General features: G+C 68.5%; 19 protein-coding genes. 11 read left to right on the top strand and 8 right to left on the bottom strand.

Translation table 11 applies throughout. From position 1 onward, the window contains the following. Nucleotides 1-3: 3 nt before the first annotated feature. On the bottom strand, nucleotides 4-144 hold the full coding sequence (locus AB0J72_RS22825) for a hypothetical protein (RefSeq protein WP_363401757.1): 141 nt from the start codon (nucleotides 142-144) through the stop codon (nucleotides 4-6). 26 nt (nucleotides 145-170) lie between these two features. Here AB0J72_RS22825 and AB0J72_RS22830 point away from each other — a divergent pair, with 26 nt between their 5' ends. Then, on the top strand, nucleotides 171-566 hold the full coding sequence (locus AB0J72_RS22830; protein WP_363401759.1) for a hypothetical protein: 396 nt from the start codon (nucleotides 171-173) through the stop codon (nucleotides 564-566). 109 nt (nucleotides 567-675) lie between these two features. Here the strand turns inward: AB0J72_RS22830 and AB0J72_RS22835 are convergent, their stop codons facing one another. Then, nucleotides 676-849, bottom strand: coding sequence for a hypothetical protein (locus AB0J72_RS22835; RefSeq protein ID WP_363401761.1), 174 nt, complete (start codon nucleotides 847-849; stop codon nucleotides 676-678). A 231-nt stretch (nucleotides 850-1080) separates the two neighbouring features. On the opposite strand from AB0J72_RS22835, the gene AB0J72_RS22840 reads away from it, so the two are divergent. The 6 genes from AB0J72_RS22840 to AB0J72_RS22865 all read left to right on the top strand — a co-directional run bounded on the left by AB0J72_RS22840 (nucleotide 1081) and on the right by AB0J72_RS22865 (nucleotide 6540). Next, nucleotides 1081-1605 (top strand): YcxB family protein, encoded by a 525-nt coding sequence (locus tag AB0J72_RS22840; protein WP_363401763.1) that lies wholly within the window; start codon nucleotides 1081-1083, stop codon nucleotides 1603-1605. Nucleotides 1606-1870: 265 nt separating this feature from the next. Next, nucleotides 1871-2299: a RidA family protein gene (locus tag AB0J72_RS22845; protein WP_363401971.1), complete on the top strand. Its 429-nt coding sequence runs from the start codon at nucleotides 1871-1873 to the stop codon at nucleotides 2297-2299. Nucleotides 2300-2417: 118 nt separating this feature from the next. Continuing rightward, nucleotides 2418-2879 carry a hypothetical protein gene (locus AB0J72_RS22850; protein WP_363401765.1) on the top strand — a complete coding sequence of 154 codons (462 nt, stop codon included), beginning with the start codon at nucleotides 2418-2420 and terminating at the stop codon, nucleotides 2877-2879. A gap of 219 nt (nucleotides 2880-3098) precedes the next feature. Beyond that, entirely contained in the window at nucleotides 3099-3482 is a 384-nt protein-coding gene (locus AB0J72_RS22855) for a hypothetical protein (RefSeq protein WP_363401767.1), read from the top strand. 983 nt (nucleotides 3483-4465) lie between these two features. Beyond that, entirely contained in the window at nucleotides 4466-4954 is a 489-nt protein-coding gene (locus AB0J72_RS22860; protein ID WP_363401769.1) for a hypothetical protein, read from the top strand. A gap of 773 nt (nucleotides 4955-5727) precedes the next feature. Then, a complete protein-coding gene (locus AB0J72_RS22865) occupies nucleotides 5728-6540 on the top strand; it encodes a hypothetical protein (RefSeq protein WP_363401771.1) in 813 nt (270 codons plus the stop codon). Between the two features lie 284 nt (nucleotides 6541-6824). Here AB0J72_RS22865 and AB0J72_RS22870 read toward each other — a convergent pair whose 3' ends face one another. The 3 genes from AB0J72_RS22870 to AB0J72_RS22880 form a co-directional block, all read right to left on the bottom strand. Further along, nucleotides 6825-7850: a hypothetical protein gene (locus AB0J72_RS22870; RefSeq protein WP_363401773.1), complete on the bottom strand. Its 1026-nt coding sequence runs from the start codon at nucleotides 7848-7850 to the stop codon at nucleotides 6825-6827. After that, complete coding sequence (locus AB0J72_RS22875; RefSeq protein WP_363401775.1) at nucleotides 7847-8335, bottom strand: SigE family RNA polymerase sigma factor; 489 nt, start codon at nucleotides 8333-8335, stop codon at nucleotides 7847-7849. The genes AB0J72_RS22870 and AB0J72_RS22875 overlap by 4 nt, the downstream gene beginning before the upstream one ends. 271 nt (nucleotides 8336-8606) lie before the next feature. After that, complete coding sequence (locus AB0J72_RS22880; protein WP_363401777.1) at nucleotides 8607-9983, bottom strand: VWA domain-containing protein; 1377 nt, start codon at nucleotides 9981-9983, stop codon at nucleotides 8607-8609. A gap of 104 nt (nucleotides 9984-10087) precedes the next feature. Here AB0J72_RS22880 and AB0J72_RS22885 point away from each other — a divergent pair, with 104 nt between their 5' ends. Further along, nucleotides 10088-10225 carry a hypothetical protein gene (locus AB0J72_RS22885; protein ID WP_363401779.1) on the top strand — a complete coding sequence of 46 codons (138 nt, stop codon included), beginning with the start codon at nucleotides 10088-10090 and terminating at the stop codon, nucleotides 10223-10225. 145 nt (nucleotides 10226-10370) lie between these two features. Here AB0J72_RS22885 and AB0J72_RS22890 read toward each other — a convergent pair whose 3' ends face one another. Next, nucleotides 10371-11045: an alpha/beta hydrolase-fold protein gene (locus AB0J72_RS22890; protein ID WP_363401781.1), complete on the bottom strand. Its 675-nt coding sequence runs from the start codon at nucleotides 11043-11045 to the stop codon at nucleotides 10371-10373. Nucleotides 11046-11067: 22 nt separating this feature from the next. Here AB0J72_RS22890 and AB0J72_RS22895 point away from each other — a divergent pair, with 22 nt between their 5' ends. Together AB0J72_RS22895 and AB0J72_RS22900 are read left to right on the top strand one after the other, a co-directional pair. Next, complete coding sequence (locus AB0J72_RS22895; RefSeq protein ID WP_363401783.1) at nucleotides 11068-11376, top strand: hypothetical protein; 309 nt, start codon at nucleotides 11068-11070, stop codon at nucleotides 11374-11376. 98 nt (nucleotides 11377-11474) lie between these two features. Continuing rightward, nucleotides 11475-12017, top strand: coding sequence for a hypothetical protein (locus tag AB0J72_RS22900; protein ID WP_363401785.1), 543 nt, complete (start codon nucleotides 11475-11477; stop codon nucleotides 12015-12017). An 18-nt stretch (nucleotides 12018-12035) separates the two neighbouring features. On the opposite strand, the gene AB0J72_RS22905 is transcribed toward AB0J72_RS22900, so the two are convergent. Beyond that, nucleotides 12036-12863 carry a methyltransferase domain-containing protein gene (locus tag AB0J72_RS22905; protein WP_363401787.1) on the bottom strand — a complete coding sequence of 276 codons (828 nt, stop codon included), beginning with the start codon at nucleotides 12861-12863 and terminating at the stop codon, nucleotides 12036-12038. Between the two features lie 134 nt (nucleotides 12864-12997). Between AB0J72_RS22905 and AB0J72_RS22910 the strand changes: the two genes are divergently transcribed. Then, nucleotides 12998-13252 carry a hypothetical protein gene (locus AB0J72_RS22910; RefSeq protein ID WP_363401789.1) on the top strand — a complete coding sequence of 85 codons (255 nt, stop codon included), beginning with the start codon at nucleotides 12998-13000 and terminating at the stop codon, nucleotides 13250-13252. Nucleotides 13253-13299: 47 nt separating this feature from the next. On the opposite strand, the gene AB0J72_RS22915 is transcribed toward AB0J72_RS22910, so the two are convergent. Then, nucleotides 13300-15210 carry a DUF4118 domain-containing protein gene (locus AB0J72_RS22915; RefSeq protein WP_363401791.1) on the bottom strand — a complete coding sequence of 637 codons (1911 nt, stop codon included), beginning with the start codon at nucleotides 15208-15210 and terminating at the stop codon, nucleotides 13300-13302. Nucleotides 15211-15330: the final 120 nt, after the last annotated feature.

Raw genomic sequence — 15330 nt, forward strand, 5'->3', positions numbered from 1 at the left:
CGGTCAATTCGTCGAGCTGATCGCGGCCAGCGGCTCCTGGAGGGTCTTGCCCAGCACGGTCATCACGTACTCGGCGTGCCGCTGCGGACCGGCAAGCAGCGCGTGGACGACCAGGACCCGCCACTTGGACGCGAGCCGCTCCAACGCCTGCCGCGTCGCACAGCTCTCCGGTGGGCTCGTTCTCGCAGCGTTGTGGTGTCGGCGTCCTGGCGGTGTCGGGTGGCCCAGATGTCGGCCTCGAGCGCGATCGCCGCACGTTCCCATTCGCGCTCCGGGCCGAAGACTCCCGGACCCGGTGCACCGCGACGGTCGCGGTAACTCCTGCGATCCAACGCCTGCCTTGCCAGCCCGCTGAAACCGACGAATGCGCACCAGGGCAGCTCTTCAAGGTCGATCACGGTCGGTCGTGGTTCGGCGACCTCGGGCAGACCGGGCGCTGGCAGCAGTTCCAGCGGAAGTTCGTGACCCTAGCCGGAATCGCCGCGTTTGTAGGCGAGATCAGGGGGTTCACTCACATCGGCACGAGCGAGCGCCGGGCCGCGAGCATTCGGCTTCACCAAACGTGACGTGGTGGCCGGAGTCCGGCGCGTGACTCGCGGCAGATGGGGGTGTACCGGCCGGAGACGATTCGAACCCCAGCGGTGCACGGCACGCCAGCCGGTCAACGGTGACTACTCACGCGGCGCCTGCTGCAGGATCGTCTGAGTGAAGGGCAGTCAGGCGGTCACCGGACAGATAGCCGCCGGCAACGGCACCACCACAGCACAGCGCGGCGACCAGGCCGATGATGTCGAGGGCGAGCCCTGCACGAGGGCGACGCCGCCGCGGCGCCGGGAACGGAACGGTCATGATCACGGAGTATCGCGGCCCGGCTCCCGGAAGACAATGTCGTGCGGGACGAGGACAACACGGCACGCACCTACTCGCAAGATCGCGTGCACTGCCATCGGCAACGAGAACGCACCGACCGCAGCCACGCCCGGCCATAGCTGCGGCCAGCAGTGAGGATTCCCGCAGGTCCAGCGCGAGATCTGCGACATGTGCGTGGACGCGATCTTGCGAGTGCCATACCATCGCCGCGTGCGGATCGAGTTCACTCACAGCCGTGGCCAGGAGTACTTCCGAGCGCAGCTCCGGGCCGATGCATGGCGTGGAGTTGGCCCGACGCTGATGCTGGCGGCGATGCTGGCCGTCGGCGGCGCGTTCACGGCATTGAGCGACGCAGACCCTCAGGCCACCGTCTTCGGGGTCGCCGCACTCGTCGTGGCGATCCTGCTGACACTCAGGGCACGTCAGCGATTCGTCGGTGCCGTCACCGTCCCTGCACTGTGGCACCGCCCCCGCACGTGGTCGATTACCGAGGACGCACTCGAATCGCACACAGATCTCAGCTCGCAGCGGTGGACATGGGCAGCGGTTCAGCGCGTTGAGCAACGGCCTGAGGCGTACCTGTTCTGGCAGGGCCCAGTGATGTTCGACCTACCCCGGGCACCGTTGAGTACCGCTCAAGAATCCGAACTTCAGGCACACCTCGTCACGTTGGGGCTGTGGCGACCGATCGCAGCGGTCACCCGTACGGCACCACCTGCCACCGACGGAGCCTGAACGTGCCCGGACGGCAGCGGATGCGGATGTGTCACGGGGTGCAGCCCTGGCGAGCAAGAGCTCGCTGTCACTCTGCATGACGGAACCCGCATCGTTGATCTGCGGTCTGCCGACGCGCAGCAGTCGCGGCAGATCCGGACGTCTGGCGATCGTGGGTGGCCAGGGATCCTGGGTGGCCGGATTTTCGTTCGTCACTGCCGAGCGAGTTTGCGACGATGCGTCCGTGACCATTTCCGGCTCCATCGAGCTGATCCGCGCGCCTCAGCTGACCGACCAGGCTCCGTACGCCTACGCCGCGGTGGCCTCCGACGTCCGGCGGCTGGTGTTCACCGCCGGTGCCTGCCCGCTCGACGAGGCCGGCGCGACCGTCGCTGTTGGCGACGTGGCCGGGCAGGCCGAACAGGTGATGGCGAATCTTCGCACGGCGTTGGCGGCCGCCGGCGCCACCCTCACCGATGTGGTCAAGACGACCGTCTACGTCGCCAGCCATGACCGCACCGACCTCGTCACCGCATGGGACGTGGTCCGCCGGCACTTCGCCGACCACGATGCGCCCAGCACCCTGCTCGGGGTTACGGTCCTCGGCTACCCCGACCAGCTCGTCGAGGTAGAAGCCGTCGCAGCGCTGACTGAGAGCCAGTTACTGCCGGCAACGCCCTTCAGCCCACCGCCGAGCGCCTCTCAGCGGCTATGAGCGGACACCAAGATCGTAAGCGGATTTTCGCTCTGGCATTTCTCTCGGTGGAGCGTTGTGCCGGCAGCAGGTGGTTCGTCGTGGTCACCGGCGGACGGCCGTCGTAGCCTCTTGGTTCGTGAGCGACGACGACGTGTACATGGAACTCGTCTGCGGCGACGACTTCAACGGCCCATGCGCCCGCTGCGGCGCGCCTGTCTTGCTCCACGTCGCGGAGAGCCTCGAGGGTGACCGGATCACCTGGACCGCTACAACGCGATGCGTGAGCTGTCCGTACACCGTGGCGTCGCAGGATCAGCCAGCGTTCTTCGACAGAGTGGACGTCATTGTCCGGCAGACCCTCATCGCGCGAGTCGGACTCACTCGGCTGCGCGCCGACCCAGAGGTGAACCGCACCCTGCGGTTGCGGGCACTCGCATTGTTTCGCCAGCAAGGGGCCACCGTCGTCGGCGCGGCGGACACCTACACCGAGCTCACCGGCGAGGGGCTGACCGGGTCGCCAGCGGAGATGGCGGTCCTGGCAGCCCGGCTCACAGCCGCCGGTCTGCTCGGGCTCCGCTGCGTCGGCGCCAGCGCCTGATCGGTCCAGGTGGCCGTACCGTTGATGGTGGCGTCATCGCGCATCCGGGCGACGCGTCGTGGTTCAACGAGCCCGACCCGCGGCATGTGCGGAATCGCGATCAAGCGCTCCCGGCGGCATGAGCGCGCACGTCATCGAGCGGCACTGACGAGTCCGCTGCACGGAATTGGCGGCGTGTACCAGCACCCCCGAAGCGGGTCGATTCGATACGGTGAGCCGATGCAGCGGCTCACTGACGAAACGGTCGTGGCGGTGGGTCGACTGACGTTGGCCGCGACCGAACTGGAATACATCCTCGCCTGGATCGGCGCCGATCAGGCCGATGGCGACCCAGCGGCGGTGTTCACCGTTCCCGGGGAGCCGTTGCGCGCGGCGCGCGGGTCGGTCCAGTTCGCGCCGTCGGAGCGTCGGGCGTCCTTCATCGGATTGGTCGAAGCCGCCGGAATGTACCTGACGCAGGGCCATGCGGCTGTCCGAGCCATGTGGTTCGACAACAGCCGTGTAGACGCGGCAACCTTCGACGAGATCACCGGTCTGCTGCTGCGCTGCCGGGACCAGTTGCAGACGCTGCTCGACGAGGCCGGTCGCGCGCCGACCGCGTGACTTCGCAGAAGTCCGGACCTGTGCACGAGAGGCTGATGCGAGCCGGAATCACAGAAGGCGAGCGCCTGAAGCGGCCCAGCGAAGGCGGTCACCGGCCGCACGCCGCCGGCGCGGCAATGGCAACTGAAGGGTGAGCTGAGCCGGCGAGCCTTCGTGCGCGCTCATCGGCTTCCGGTAGCTGTCCCTCAATACCTCCGCGACTCAACGTAGCTGTGAGAAGACTCGGCGGCCGATCAACGTTCGGCCGCCGCCCTGATCGCCTTCAGCACCGCAGCCTGCTGCCAGGTAGGTCCCAAACTCACCGACAACGATCAAGGGAGCGTGACGCGCAGGGGCCCGGAGTTCACGCAAATCCGGGTCCCGGTTCTCACGAACCGAGCCAGCCTCGTCATCACCCGCACCATCATCGACGCCACCGCGGCACCATCGCCCTCGCCGACCACGGACGCCCCGGAACAACCTTCCGCATCCAGCTACCTAGCCGCCCCTGAGCCGTGATCATGCGCACGACAACGTACAGCGGATGTCTGCATCGGACGCCAATGCTCGGGCCAGCCGGCTGCGATGCGTGCGGTTCGTACTCCTCACGTACCTGTCCTGTCCGCGACAGGGTCCAGCGTCCCGCCCCCACGGCTACAGTCCACGTCGTTTGGGTTGATCGCGTCCGGGCTCTGAGCGGAGGCTCGGTCCACCGGATCCACGCGACGGTCGGACGGCGGTACCGGCGGCCTGTCGGATGGTGTGCCGGAGACGCGGTCTGCAGGCCCCGTTCGGTGCGCTGGGTCGGCGACCGACTGCGGGTGCAGCCGTCGACGGCCGGGCTGCCAGGAGACCGGCGGCTCCGGTCCCGCTGGCGTCGTTGTCGCCGGTGAGCGGCCCGATCCGGACGGCACCCCGGCCGGCCACGGCGGCGTGGACGCACTGCTCGCCGCAGTCAGCCGCCACGGCAGCCCGGCCATGCTGTCCTCTGTGGACGGTGTGGCGTGACGGCCGGCGCGGACGGGTTCGCGCTGGCCGTGCTGGAGCACCACCTGGGCAACGCCCGCGCCGAGGCGTACAGGATCCTGCAGCTGCGCCTCGCGTCGTGCGTGCTCGACCTGCACGTCGCCACGGCCGCCGGCACCGGCGGGTATGCACGGGACCTGCACGCACTCACGGCCGCGATCACACACAGCCTGGACAGGGTCCGCGCCGATGAGGTGCACTTCGGCACGCTGTCTCAACTGCAGGGCGCCGCGCTGCACCTGCGGTTCCTGCACCGCGAGGCAGAAACCGCCGACACGGGCAACCCGCTCTACAACGTGACCATCTGGCTGCTGAGGCAATCAGCTCCTGCACCAGCCTCCTGCACGCCGACCAGGCCCTCACCACCGCTGCCCGCTACGACAGCACCGCAACCACCACCACCGCTACAGCCGCCGACACGACGTGACGTGACCGTGTGCGGTAGGCAGCGCCGATCATTCGGTTGACACCCCCGGTCGCGGCATCGAGATGTTCCACCGCCGACCGGCACCTGGCCGTCTTCGTGACCGCGGCCCGAGGTGACTGACCGCATACGGATCGTCGGCCGCACTTCGGGCGCCCGCTGCGGCGCCGCGGCCACGACGCAGTGCGCCGGCACCGCTTGCCGGGCCCACGCGCATCACGTTTCCTTGATCGTTGTCTGTGAGTCTGGGACCCACCTGGCAGCATGCTGCGGCACCGGACGCGATCAGATCGGCGGGTCGCGCGTTGCTCTGCTTTCGAGCCGTGTCGGAGCTACGTTGAGTAGCGGAAGCCGGTGAGGACGGCTACCGGATCTGCCGAGAACAGTGCACCTGATCATGCGGGCACGAAGGGCTCTACAATCCTGTCGATGCTGGTTCGGAGGGTCGTAGGTGTCCGGCTGGCGGTAGCCCGGTTTGCTGGAGGTCTTCATGCGAGAAGATCACCCGATCGACCGTCTTGTAGCCATGGTTGAAGGAGCGGTGCCCGCGTTAGTCGCCAACTCGATGCTCTCAGTATGGCGTGGTTATATCCGGGCCGGCGATCAGGAAAGGGAATGATGACGCGCACAACCCCACCGCGTCCGTTAGATGTGGTCTCGTTGTTTCCGGAACTGGCAGAGATGGCCAGGACGGCCACCCGCCTTCATCCCCGTCCGGGAGGCCCGACCGTGCATGACAGCTCGGTAGGTGGGCCTTTGCTGTGGCCGGTAGGTGATGCCTGGCCGACATGCAGCGACGAGCACGAGCCGCACGAGTTGACGACGCTGGAGGACGTTCGCACGCTTCGACGCATCCTCGCCGCGGCGTGGCAACGGCCCAGGGCGCCGAGAACGAATCTGCTGACTCCTGATGAGAAGGCGGTCGTAGATCGCATACATGCTGGCTACGATCCGGCGCTGCTGCCGGTGGAGCCGCTGCCGCTCATCCCGCTGGCGCAGCTCTACGCCCGGGACGTCCCTGATCTACCCTGTCCCGATGGCACAGACATGCTTCAGGTGCTGTGGTGCCCGTTCGACGAAATCATGGATGCGCGGTCGGCGGTACACCTGCGGTGGCGGCAGTCCACAAGCGTGCGGAACCTTTTGACGCACCCGCCCGAGCCGGCCTTCATCGGACAGGGCTATTACGTGCCGGAACCTTGCGTTCTGTATCCAGAGCAGGTCATCGAGTATCCGGCCTATCACGACCTGGATGACGAGCTGGCGGAGCGCATCATTTCCCGAGAGAGGGAGCTCCTCCAGTCACCGGACAAGAAGCAACCGAGTTACAGGGGCGATCTGTCCATCGCTCCCGGCTGGAAGGTCGGTGGCTGGTCCGCCTTCTTTACCTTCCGGGACCCGGCGGATCCTCATGAGCTTCGGTGCTGCGACAATCCGCTGGAACCCCTACTCACCATCCCCAGCGACGAATGGGATGGCGACAGCCGCAGCTGGCGTCCCATCACTGACGAGGAGGACAAGCCGGTCGACCACACCCCGACCCAGGTGGAAATCGGTCGTGGCTACAAACTCCAGGTCTACCGGTGCACCGCCTCGCAGGAGCACCCACCAGTCACCGTCATGCAGTAGTCGACAGTGGCCCCGACGCCTGGGCAGACCCGCCACCGAAAGTACCGAAGCAGCTTCGCCAAGCGCGGTCGAGGTGCCTGCTGCCATCCATACATGATGGCTGAGAGGCGCACGCTCATGCCGCCGTTGGTGTGCGGCGCCCCTGCCGTTGCCCGCCACCGAGGGTGATCGCCCAGGCGAGATCAAGGCACGCTGTCCTGCCGATGTGCGTGCCTCGGCCTATGTCGTGACGAGGACGAGTTTTCGGTAGGGCCACGTGTCCGCCGGGTGGTCGGGCCTGAACCTCAACGTCCACCGATCCAGCTCATGTCCGGCCATGGTCCGAACTCAAACTCCTCGATGATCCGGATCAGGGTGGGCATGACCTGTTCGCCGCCGGGTCCATCGTCGAGTTGGGCGGACACCTCGACGCCGTCGGGCAGGGTCAGGAAGAGCTGTCCCATCGCCGGCACCTGCCAGCCGCTCCAGTCGCGGATGCGGACCGGTTCGCTGGTGAACGTGTTCGCCAGGCGCATCTCGGCGCTGGTCCCCATGCTGATGATGAGCTGCCGTCCGCCGGTGCCGCTCACCCTCACATCCTGGACCCAGTCGGTGCCTGCAAATCCGTGTGCCAGCCGCCAGGGCGCGGCAGCAAGGTCGAGCGGCAGCCAGCCGAAGCGCGGGCCGACCGAGGTGACTCCCGGATCCGGTCGCAGTGAGCGCGCGACCCGGACGGCCAGGTTCTGTTGGGCGTCCGCGCCATCATCGGTGTGTACGCTGATCAACAGCTGCGGCTGGCCAGGCGGCTGCCAGGTGAGGAACGTGCCGAGAGTCTGATCGCCGACCTGGACGAGCCGGCCCGGCACTCCATTGACGTCGATCGTTGTCAATGGACCGTTCGGCCGGTCGGGATCGAGCGATGAGTGCCAGCCGACCATCAACGAGATCCCCTGGCTCATGTCGCCTGTCTGCCAGCCCCGCGAGACCACGGGTGCCTGCGTCCCATCCACGACGACGCCACGTTGCCCTTCGCCGTACCCACGGGGCAGCCATGTCGGGCGGAAGCGCAGGGGAACCTCCAGCCAGCCGCCGCCGGGACCGGCGTGCAGCACCGGGAACCTCGACTCCGGCGGCCGGGTGAAGCGCCACACTCCAGCCGCCGCGACGCCGGTGGCGGCCGCGACCGTACCGGCGCCGGCGAGCCGCAGGACCAGTCGGCGCTGGCGGTGCCGGCGCGCGCGGACGGCCAGCGAAGCGTGGATCCGCTCCGGTGGTGGGGCCTCGTCGGCGAGGGCGGCGAAGGCGCTTCGGATGGCATCGGCGTCGATCATTTGTCCTCCAGTACTGGTTGCGTCGCCGCCATCTCACGCAGCTTGGCCAGCGCACGCGACGCTTGACTACGCACCGTCCCCTCGGTGCAGTCCAGTAACACGGCAATGTCGGCGTCGGACATGTCCTCGTAGAAGCGCAGCGCGATCACGAGGCGCTGACGGACCGGGAGGGTACGGATCACCTGCAGGATCGCCTCACGCAGCACGATCACGTCGACGTCATTCTGGGCCGGTGCCGGCCATTGGGCCCGTTCCCGGCGGAGGGCGGCTGCTACCCGCCGCCGGGCGGACAGCAGCTCATTCACGATCATCTTGCGCAGGTACGCGTCCGGTGCGTCCAACTCGCAGATCCGCGCCCACTTCGGCTGTGCCTTGATGAGGACGTCCTGGACGACATCCTCAGCCACGTGCGGATCGCCGGCCAGCACCGTCGCCTGCCGCAGCAGCGCCGGCAACCGCGCCGCCACGTACTCCTCGAATGTCAACTCGCCTCCCTGCTCACCCCCTAACACGAAGCTGCGCGCCACCCGTGTTGCACGACAAGGCGGAATCATCGCGGCCTACGGCCGACCGGAACTCTGCTCACCCGTCAGCGCTGGGCCGCGTCCGGCCACGCATACCGCGCTGGAGGCCATCCTCTTCTGCCGCCGGTCGTGCGCGATTGGCGAACGAGTACCGGCTGCAGGGCGTCGCGACGTTCGATGAGGCGGCCGGGATCGCCCGGTTTGGTTCCGCGGTGACGCCCGCGTCCGGCGCTCAAGCCGGCGGTAGCAGGCCCGCGTGGCGGGCCCGGTGCAGCCAGCCCGGATACTGGGCCATCATCAGCTCGAACAGGTCCTCATCCGCGATTGCCGTCGGGCTTGGCACCGAGAAGAAGCCGGCGTTGTCCAGGTACCTTCCGGCGAGGTCATCGAGCCTTTCCAGGAATGCGAACTCCCCGTCCCGCTGCAGCTCGTCCACCGCCATGAACTGCCAGAAGATCGGCTCGTACGAGCTGGACCGGAGCTGTTCGACCGCGACGTCCGGGTCGGTGGGTGTGCCGTCGGTGACGAACATGACGTACACCGGTGTCACGCCGGCGATCGGTGCGCAGCGGGGCGCGTCGCTGCCGAAGTACCTCCGACGCACGAGTTTCATCGCGGCGCCGTACTGGGTTGCACCCTCCAGCTTGTTCTGGTTCACCGCCCGTGCGATGTACTCGTGCGCGTTGGCCAGGGCAAGCGGGCCTTTGTCGTGGGCCTTTCCGCCGAACAGGAACACGTCGATCCGCTCGTCGTCGTCAAAGCGCATGCCCAGCGCGAGCACCCGCTCGGCGAGCGCCTGCACCTGGCCGCGCTGGTAGTGCCAGTACATCGAGAAGGAGATGTCCAGGCACAGCGCGACGCGGGCGGTGTGCGTGGCGAGGCCGCGTTTGGCGAGGCTGACGGCGGCCTGTTTGGTGAGCGACAGCAGGTGCGGGGACGTGGCGGCGACCCGCATCTCCATATCCGTGAGTCGCTCGTCTTTGCGGAGATCGATGGGTGTCGATGTTGACGCTGGGCTGGCCGGGGGCGTGGGCGGGGCCGCTGACCAGGCTGGGGGCATCGGCGCGGGCGCGGCCGGTGGCGCAGGCAGCACCTCGACCACCGTCACGCCGAAGTCCTGCGCGAACCCTGCCAGTCCCGACGCGTACCCCTGCCCCACCGCGCGTAGCTTCCACTCGGCGCCGCGTCGGTACACCTCCGCGAACAGGAACGCCGTCTCGCTTGACGCGTCGTCGACGTGAAACCGCAGAATCTCGGCTCCGCTCGCCGCGTCCAGTATTGCGAGGTACAGCTGCGGCACCGACCCGAACGTGCCACCGTCGGTCGAGCCGCCGATCACCACCCGGTCCACCGCGGGCGGCAGGCGGGCCGGGTCGATCGCGAACGTCTCACCACCCGCCGCCTTGCCTTCATAGCGCACCGCGCCGCTCGGGTGCGCGGGCTGGTTGTAAAAGACCATGTCCGCGTCGCCACCCACCTTGCCGCTGGCGCCGAGAACCAGGGCGCAACCGTCCACTTCTGGTACCCCTGCACCCGGTTGCCAGCCGACCACGGCGCGTAGCGGGGTGGTGGCCGGCAGCGTTGTGTTCTGTCCCTTGGCCAGCAGCATGGCGCAAAGATAGCGGCACGCAGCAACGGCATCGGCCAGACCTGTAACGCCCCTGTGCGTGTTCGCCGGTGTAGGACCACAGGGCGGGATCTACGATCGGCACCGTGAAGTTGGTGGCGAGTGAACCGACCCTCGACCGTGCTGGCGAGGTGGACGTTGTCTGCTGGATCCGGGTCTACCGCGCAGCAGGCGCCGCCGTCGTGATCGTGACGGAGGTGCCAGGCAACCCGGCCCTTCGGTGACCATGAGCCGTTCATGCGCGAGCCATCATCACATGCACTCTCGTGCCGCGAGTCACGCGCCGGCGTTCGGCAGCGACGTCACGCTTGGTAAGCCAAATGCTGGAGGCGCGGCGCTCGCAAGAAGCCGATGAGAGTGTCGCGTAGGTCAGTGTCCGAACGCCCACGCCACCATCAGCGGAAACTCGTGTTTCGAGAAGGCGTCGCCGTGCGAGCCGGCCCGTTCGGCCATGACAACGTCCCCACCCGCCTCGCGTAACGCGTCCGCCCACCGGGTCGCGTTGGTGAGGAAGAACGGTTCCTCGGTGCCGGCGACGAGGTAGGTACGCGGAAGCCGGCCGGGCAGCGCGGCGGGCGGCCGGTACCCTGCCCCGGGCGAGGCGCAGAAGACCGCGCCGTAGATGTCGGGATGGCGCAGCCCCATGGCCAGCGCGAGTTCCGCACCGGCCGAGACACCGAACACCGCGGTTCGGCCGGCTGGCAGCCGGACGGCCAGGCGGGTCGCTGCCCATCGCCGGACGTCCTCGACGAAGAACTTCTCGTGGGCCGCGAACCGTTGCGGGTCGAAGGCGACCGCGGCCGTGCTACGGCCCGGTGAGTACTCGTGCAGCCGCACCGTCTCGTCCTCGACGCGGTGCGCGCCGATGATCATCGTGGGTGGCAGGTCGGCAGCCTCCAAAACCTCTCCCCACGACGTGATCAATTGCCCGTCGCCGGCGAAGACGACCGCCTCGGCCGCAGCCGCCGGTACGTAGGCGGTTACCTGCCGCCCACCGTCGTACTCCAACGTCTCGGTAATGAGCTCGCCCGGTGTGGACGACATCGGCGTGGGCTCCCTTACAGGCATGGGGCAGCTGCTGGCACACAGAACACTTTGGCAGGATCCCGTCTGCCCTGCCTACCTAGCTCTGCATCCGAACCCGTACAACGGCAATCGGCAGCTTGCGACACTCGCGCCTTGTGAACTGGCCGCCGTGACCTGGGAGCGGTTGCCGGCCAACATGCAGGCGCTGATCGACGACGCTATCCGTCGCGGCAACATACCGGGCCTCCTTGCGATGCGTGCGGCCGATCCGCCCATCGAATTGCCCCACGCGGCGGATGTACTCGCGTTCCGGCACAGAGCAGGCGTTGACCACGACGCCTCATGCTGACTGCTTCGGGCTCCGTGACCGGCCGGAGCGCCAGCCGCCTGGGCATGCCGCAGGTTGGGCCACGAGCGCCCCGCGGCAGATGAGGATGCCGTCGCTCGATGAAGTCGGTCCGTGCGAGGATCGACGGCGTGTCCGAGGAGCACATTCCGCCCGTGGTCCGAGAGGTGCAGGTCGACGAGGATGCCGTGACGATCGATCCGGCGCTGCCTGCGTTCCTGGCGCCGCCGGAGGACGCGCCTGCGTACCACGGGTTTCCGGTCGTCGCGGAGTCCGAGGTCGACGGGTGGCGGCTAGGCATGATCACCGGTTTCGGGGTCGAGGGCGACGGATACGTCATCGCACCCGACGACGGGCGTGCGGGGCTGATCTGGACGGCCGAGGGCGCGGGGTACTTCCGGGCTGGGCATCCGCAGTTCTGCGATGAAGTGTGCGGGCCGGACGAGTACACGTGGGGGGTGTTCTCGGTGGGCGTGAGGCTGCCGCTACGCGGCCCCGGCGACGCGCGTGCCTACCTGGCGGCGTTGGTACCGCGGCTGCGCCCGTTCTGGGCGGCGCGGACGGCGCGCCCGTTGGAGGCCGGTCAACTCGACCCGGCGTCCGACCCCCGGCCGAACGGGTTGCAGGCCGGGAAGCAGCCGTAGTCCTGCAGCGGTCGCGGTTCAGACCTTGCGGGCGCGCATCACGAAGACGCTTGGCATGAAGTGGCGAATAGGGTTGCCGTCTGCCTCGGTCCGCCGATCTTCATAGAACCCGTCGATGGTGAAGCCGGCGGCTATGACGCCGCCTATCTGGGTTTCCATCGTATGGCTGAAGTGGAACGGTCCGTTTTCCTGCCGCCGCTGTTGGCGTGCCTCGGGGCTGAGGCTGTCGATCTCGCTGTACGGCAGCGGGTTTTTGACGACGAAGACACCGTGGTCGTCCAGTGCGTCGCTGTCGAACACGAACTCGTCCGGGTTGAGAAAGCCGCTGATCAGGGCGCCGCCGTCGACCAGGACGCGATGGCACTCGGCCCAGACCGGGGTGAGGTCGGGCACGAACAGCGTCGAGACGGGGTTGATCAGCAGATCGAAGCCCTGATCGGGAAGGGCGCTCAGATCTGCCATGTCGGCCTGCACGGTGGTGATCTCAAGACCGTCACGGTCGGCGACGAACCGGTCCTGGTCGAGTTGGCGGGAGGACAGGTCGACAACGGTGACGGCGGCGCCGGCAGCGGCCAGGATCGGCGCCTGTTGCCCGCCACCCGAAGCCAGGCAGAGCACCCGAGCCCCGGCGAGTGGTTCAAGCCAGTGTCTCGGCACTGGCCGCTGCTCGCTGACGGTCAGTGACCAGTCGCCTCGTCGAGCCGCGGCCACGCGCGCGGAGGAGACGATGTGGGTGTACGGGTTGTCGCCACGGTCGACGGCATGGTCCCACGCCTGTTGGTTCAGGTCCTGGACGCGGTCTTGCGCTGTCATCAGGCCCTCCTTCGCAGCGATGACGTCGGGCAAGGGTGGCACGGAAGGTGGCCGGCCACACCCGAATTTCACATGTACCGGATGGCAGCCGGTTCAGCATCGACATCGTGGCCGAGCGGGAACGGCACGCGCAGTAGTGCGGTTTCGCCGACTCGTGGTTCTCGACGATGAATGCGTCGTGCAGGTTGTGCGCGACGTTCCAGGCGCTGACCGCCCGCCCGTCGACGACCGCCGGGTTGGCCCGGTCGGCGGCGGGCAGCCCGCTGGCGTTGGCCGCCCAGAACACGAACCGTTCCTGCCAGCGGGCGGCCTCGGCGTCGCCGGTCGGCGCCCACGCCAGCCCGGGGGACGGCCTGCGCGTAGACGCCCATCTCCTCCAGTTCGGTGTCGCCGCGGTCCCCGCCGGCGCTGCCGTTGGGTGACCAGGAGCCGCTGGGCACTGGGCGAATACAGCCCGGAAGTGCCCGAACTACAACGGTCCGGTGGCTCCTTGCCGGTGCTCTACTCCGGAAGGCCGACCGCCGAGCGGGCTGAACTCCGGGGGCGCGACCGGGATGGTGGCCTGAAGCGTGGTGCCGCCGTTGGCGGGGCTGGTGATGGTCAGTTGTCCGCCCAGCGCTTCGACTCGGTCCCGCAGTGCGGTGAGGCCGGATCCGCGACCGGGGTCGGCGCCGCCGACACCGTCGTCGCGGATGGATACGCGCAGGGTGCCGTCCTGGGTGACCGCCCGCAGGTGCACGACGGTGGCGTGGGCGTGTTTGGCCGAGTTCGTCAGCGCCTCGGAAACGACGTGGTAGGCGGCGATCTCGACGACTGGCGGCAGGCGCCCGTCGGCGTGGGTGTCCAGTTCGACCGGTACCGGTGACTTGCGGGCGAGCGACCTGATCGCGGGCTGTAGCCCGCCCGCGGCGAGCAGCGTCGGATGGATGCCCCGCGAGATCTCCCGCATGTTGTCCACGACGTTGTTCAGGCCGTGTACGGCGCTGGAAAGCTCCGCTCTGGTCTGCTCCAGCTCGGGCGGCAGGCCGGCCTGCACCAGGCCCAGCCGCAGCCCGATGCCGATGGCCTGCTGCAATGCGCTGTCGTGCAGGTCGCGCTCGATCCGCTGGCGCGCCTGGTCCGCGGCGGCGACCAGCCGGGCGCGCGATGCGACGAGTTCGGCCCGGCTGTCGGCGTTGGCGATCGCGGTGGCGGCGAGGTCCACGAAGTTCGCGACGCGCTGCTCCGTGCCGGGTGGCAGCGGACTGGGCCGGTTCGACGCGACGGCGGCCACGCCCCACAGCTGCCCCTGGACAATGATCGGGACCCCGACCGCGGAGCGGATACCCAGCTCCCGTGCCAGCGCGGCGGCTGGGCCGATGGCACCCTCGAAGCTGTCCATCCGGGCGGCCCGGCCCGTGTCCCATACCAGTGCCAGGACGTTCTGGCCCTCGGACGACCAGTGCATCTGCTCGGGCTGCAGATCGGCGAGGCTGGCCGACACGACGGTGACCATGCCCTCGGCCTCGTAGCGAAGCAGCCACGTCGTGTACTGGTCCTGCAGGGTGTTCTTGGCCAGGAGCCGGTGCAGCTCCGTGGTGATCGCCTCGAAGACCTCGGGTGGCTGGCCGCCTCGCGCCACGAGCGTCGCCACCCGCCGCAACGCGGCCTGCTCGGTGGCCAGCCGGCGCAGTTGTTTCCGGCTCGCCTTCAGCGAGTCCACCATGGCCACGCGTTCGTGCCCGGCCTGCAGCAGCGACGCGAGCGATGGCGCGACGCGCTCCCGCAGGCGCTGCACGGTCGGCTCCGGCACCCCGCGCGGCACGCGCAGGGTGCCCAGCGAGGTGGCGCCGACACGCAGTGGAAACGCCCAGTACCGGTCGTCGCCGGCGACGGCGCCGCGATCGATGACGGCCTCCGGCAGCTCGAGCGTCTCCGCGATGCGTTGCGCGACCTTGGGCAGGACGCCGGGAAGATCGTTCGCGTGCAGCAGCAGCCGGGCCATCTCCGCGGTGAGGTCGGACTCCTCCGCCTGCACGATCCGCAGCCGGAACACGTTCGCGATGACGCTCGTGGCCATCGCGACGACGAGGAAGGCCAACACCTCGGCCAACTGCTGCGCATTCGAGACGGCGACCCTGCCGAAGGGCGGGACATGGAAGACCACGAAGGCGAGAGAACTCGCCACCGCTGTGACGATGCCCAGCCACATCCCCCACACCATCGCGGCCACCAGCACGCCGATGATGTAGATGATGCCCGGGGACAGCGGTGTCACGATCGACCGCAGCGGGTAGAGCAGAACCGTCTCCACCGCGATCATCAGAGCGGCGACGGTGATCCCGACCGTACGGGACGGGGGTGTCAGCCGCACCAGCCGTGACCGCGAACCGACGCGCACCTTCCAAACCTAGCTCGGCTCCCTCGCTCCAGCTCACCGTCGGTGCCGGTGCCGGGTGGCCGATCTACCCGTGTGCGCCGGGCCAACCGGCACAACCGTGGCGCCGCGGATGTACTGGTT

Origin of the sequence: Dactylosporangium sp. NPDC049742 (genome assembly GCF_040674675.1) — a bacterium.
In the GTDB taxonomy this organism is placed as follows: Bacteria; Actinomycetota; Actinomycetes; order Mycobacteriales; family Micromonosporaceae; genus Dactylosporangium; species Dactylosporangium maewongense.

What these genes read in the sequence shown, in the direction of transcription:
- AB0J72_RS22870 (WP_363401773.1), bottom strand. Translation starts at nt 7,850, where the DNA reads ATGATCGACGCCGATGCCATCCGAAGCGCCTTCGCCGCCCTCGCCGAC.
- AB0J72_RS22910 (WP_363401789.1), top strand. Translation starts at nt 12,998, where the DNA reads ATGAATGCGTCGTGCAGGTTGTGCGCGACGTTCCAGGCGCTGACCGCC.
- AB0J72_RS22895 (WP_363401783.1), top strand. Translation starts at nt 11,068, where the DNA reads ATGGGGCAGCTGCTGGCACACAGAACACTTTGGCAGGATCCCGTCTGC.
- AB0J72_RS22900 (WP_363401785.1), top strand. Translation starts at nt 11,475, where the DNA reads ATGAAGTCGGTCCGTGCGAGGATCGACGGCGTGTCCGAGGAGCACATT.
- AB0J72_RS22855 (WP_363401767.1), top strand. Translation starts at nt 3,099, where the DNA reads ATGCAGCGGCTCACTGACGAAACGGTCGTGGCGGTGGGTCGACTGACG.
- AB0J72_RS22890 (WP_363401781.1), bottom strand. Translation starts at nt 11,045, where the DNA reads ATGTCGTCCACACCGGGCGAGCTCATTACCGAGACGTTGGAGTACGAC.
- AB0J72_RS22835 (WP_363401761.1), bottom strand. Translation starts at nt 849, where the DNA reads ATGACCGTTCCGTTCCCGGCGCCGCGGCGGCGTCGCCCTCGTGCAGGG.
- AB0J72_RS22880 (WP_363401777.1), bottom strand. Translation starts at nt 9,983, where the DNA reads ATGCTGCTGGCCAAGGGACAGAACACAACGCTGCCGGCCACCACCCCG.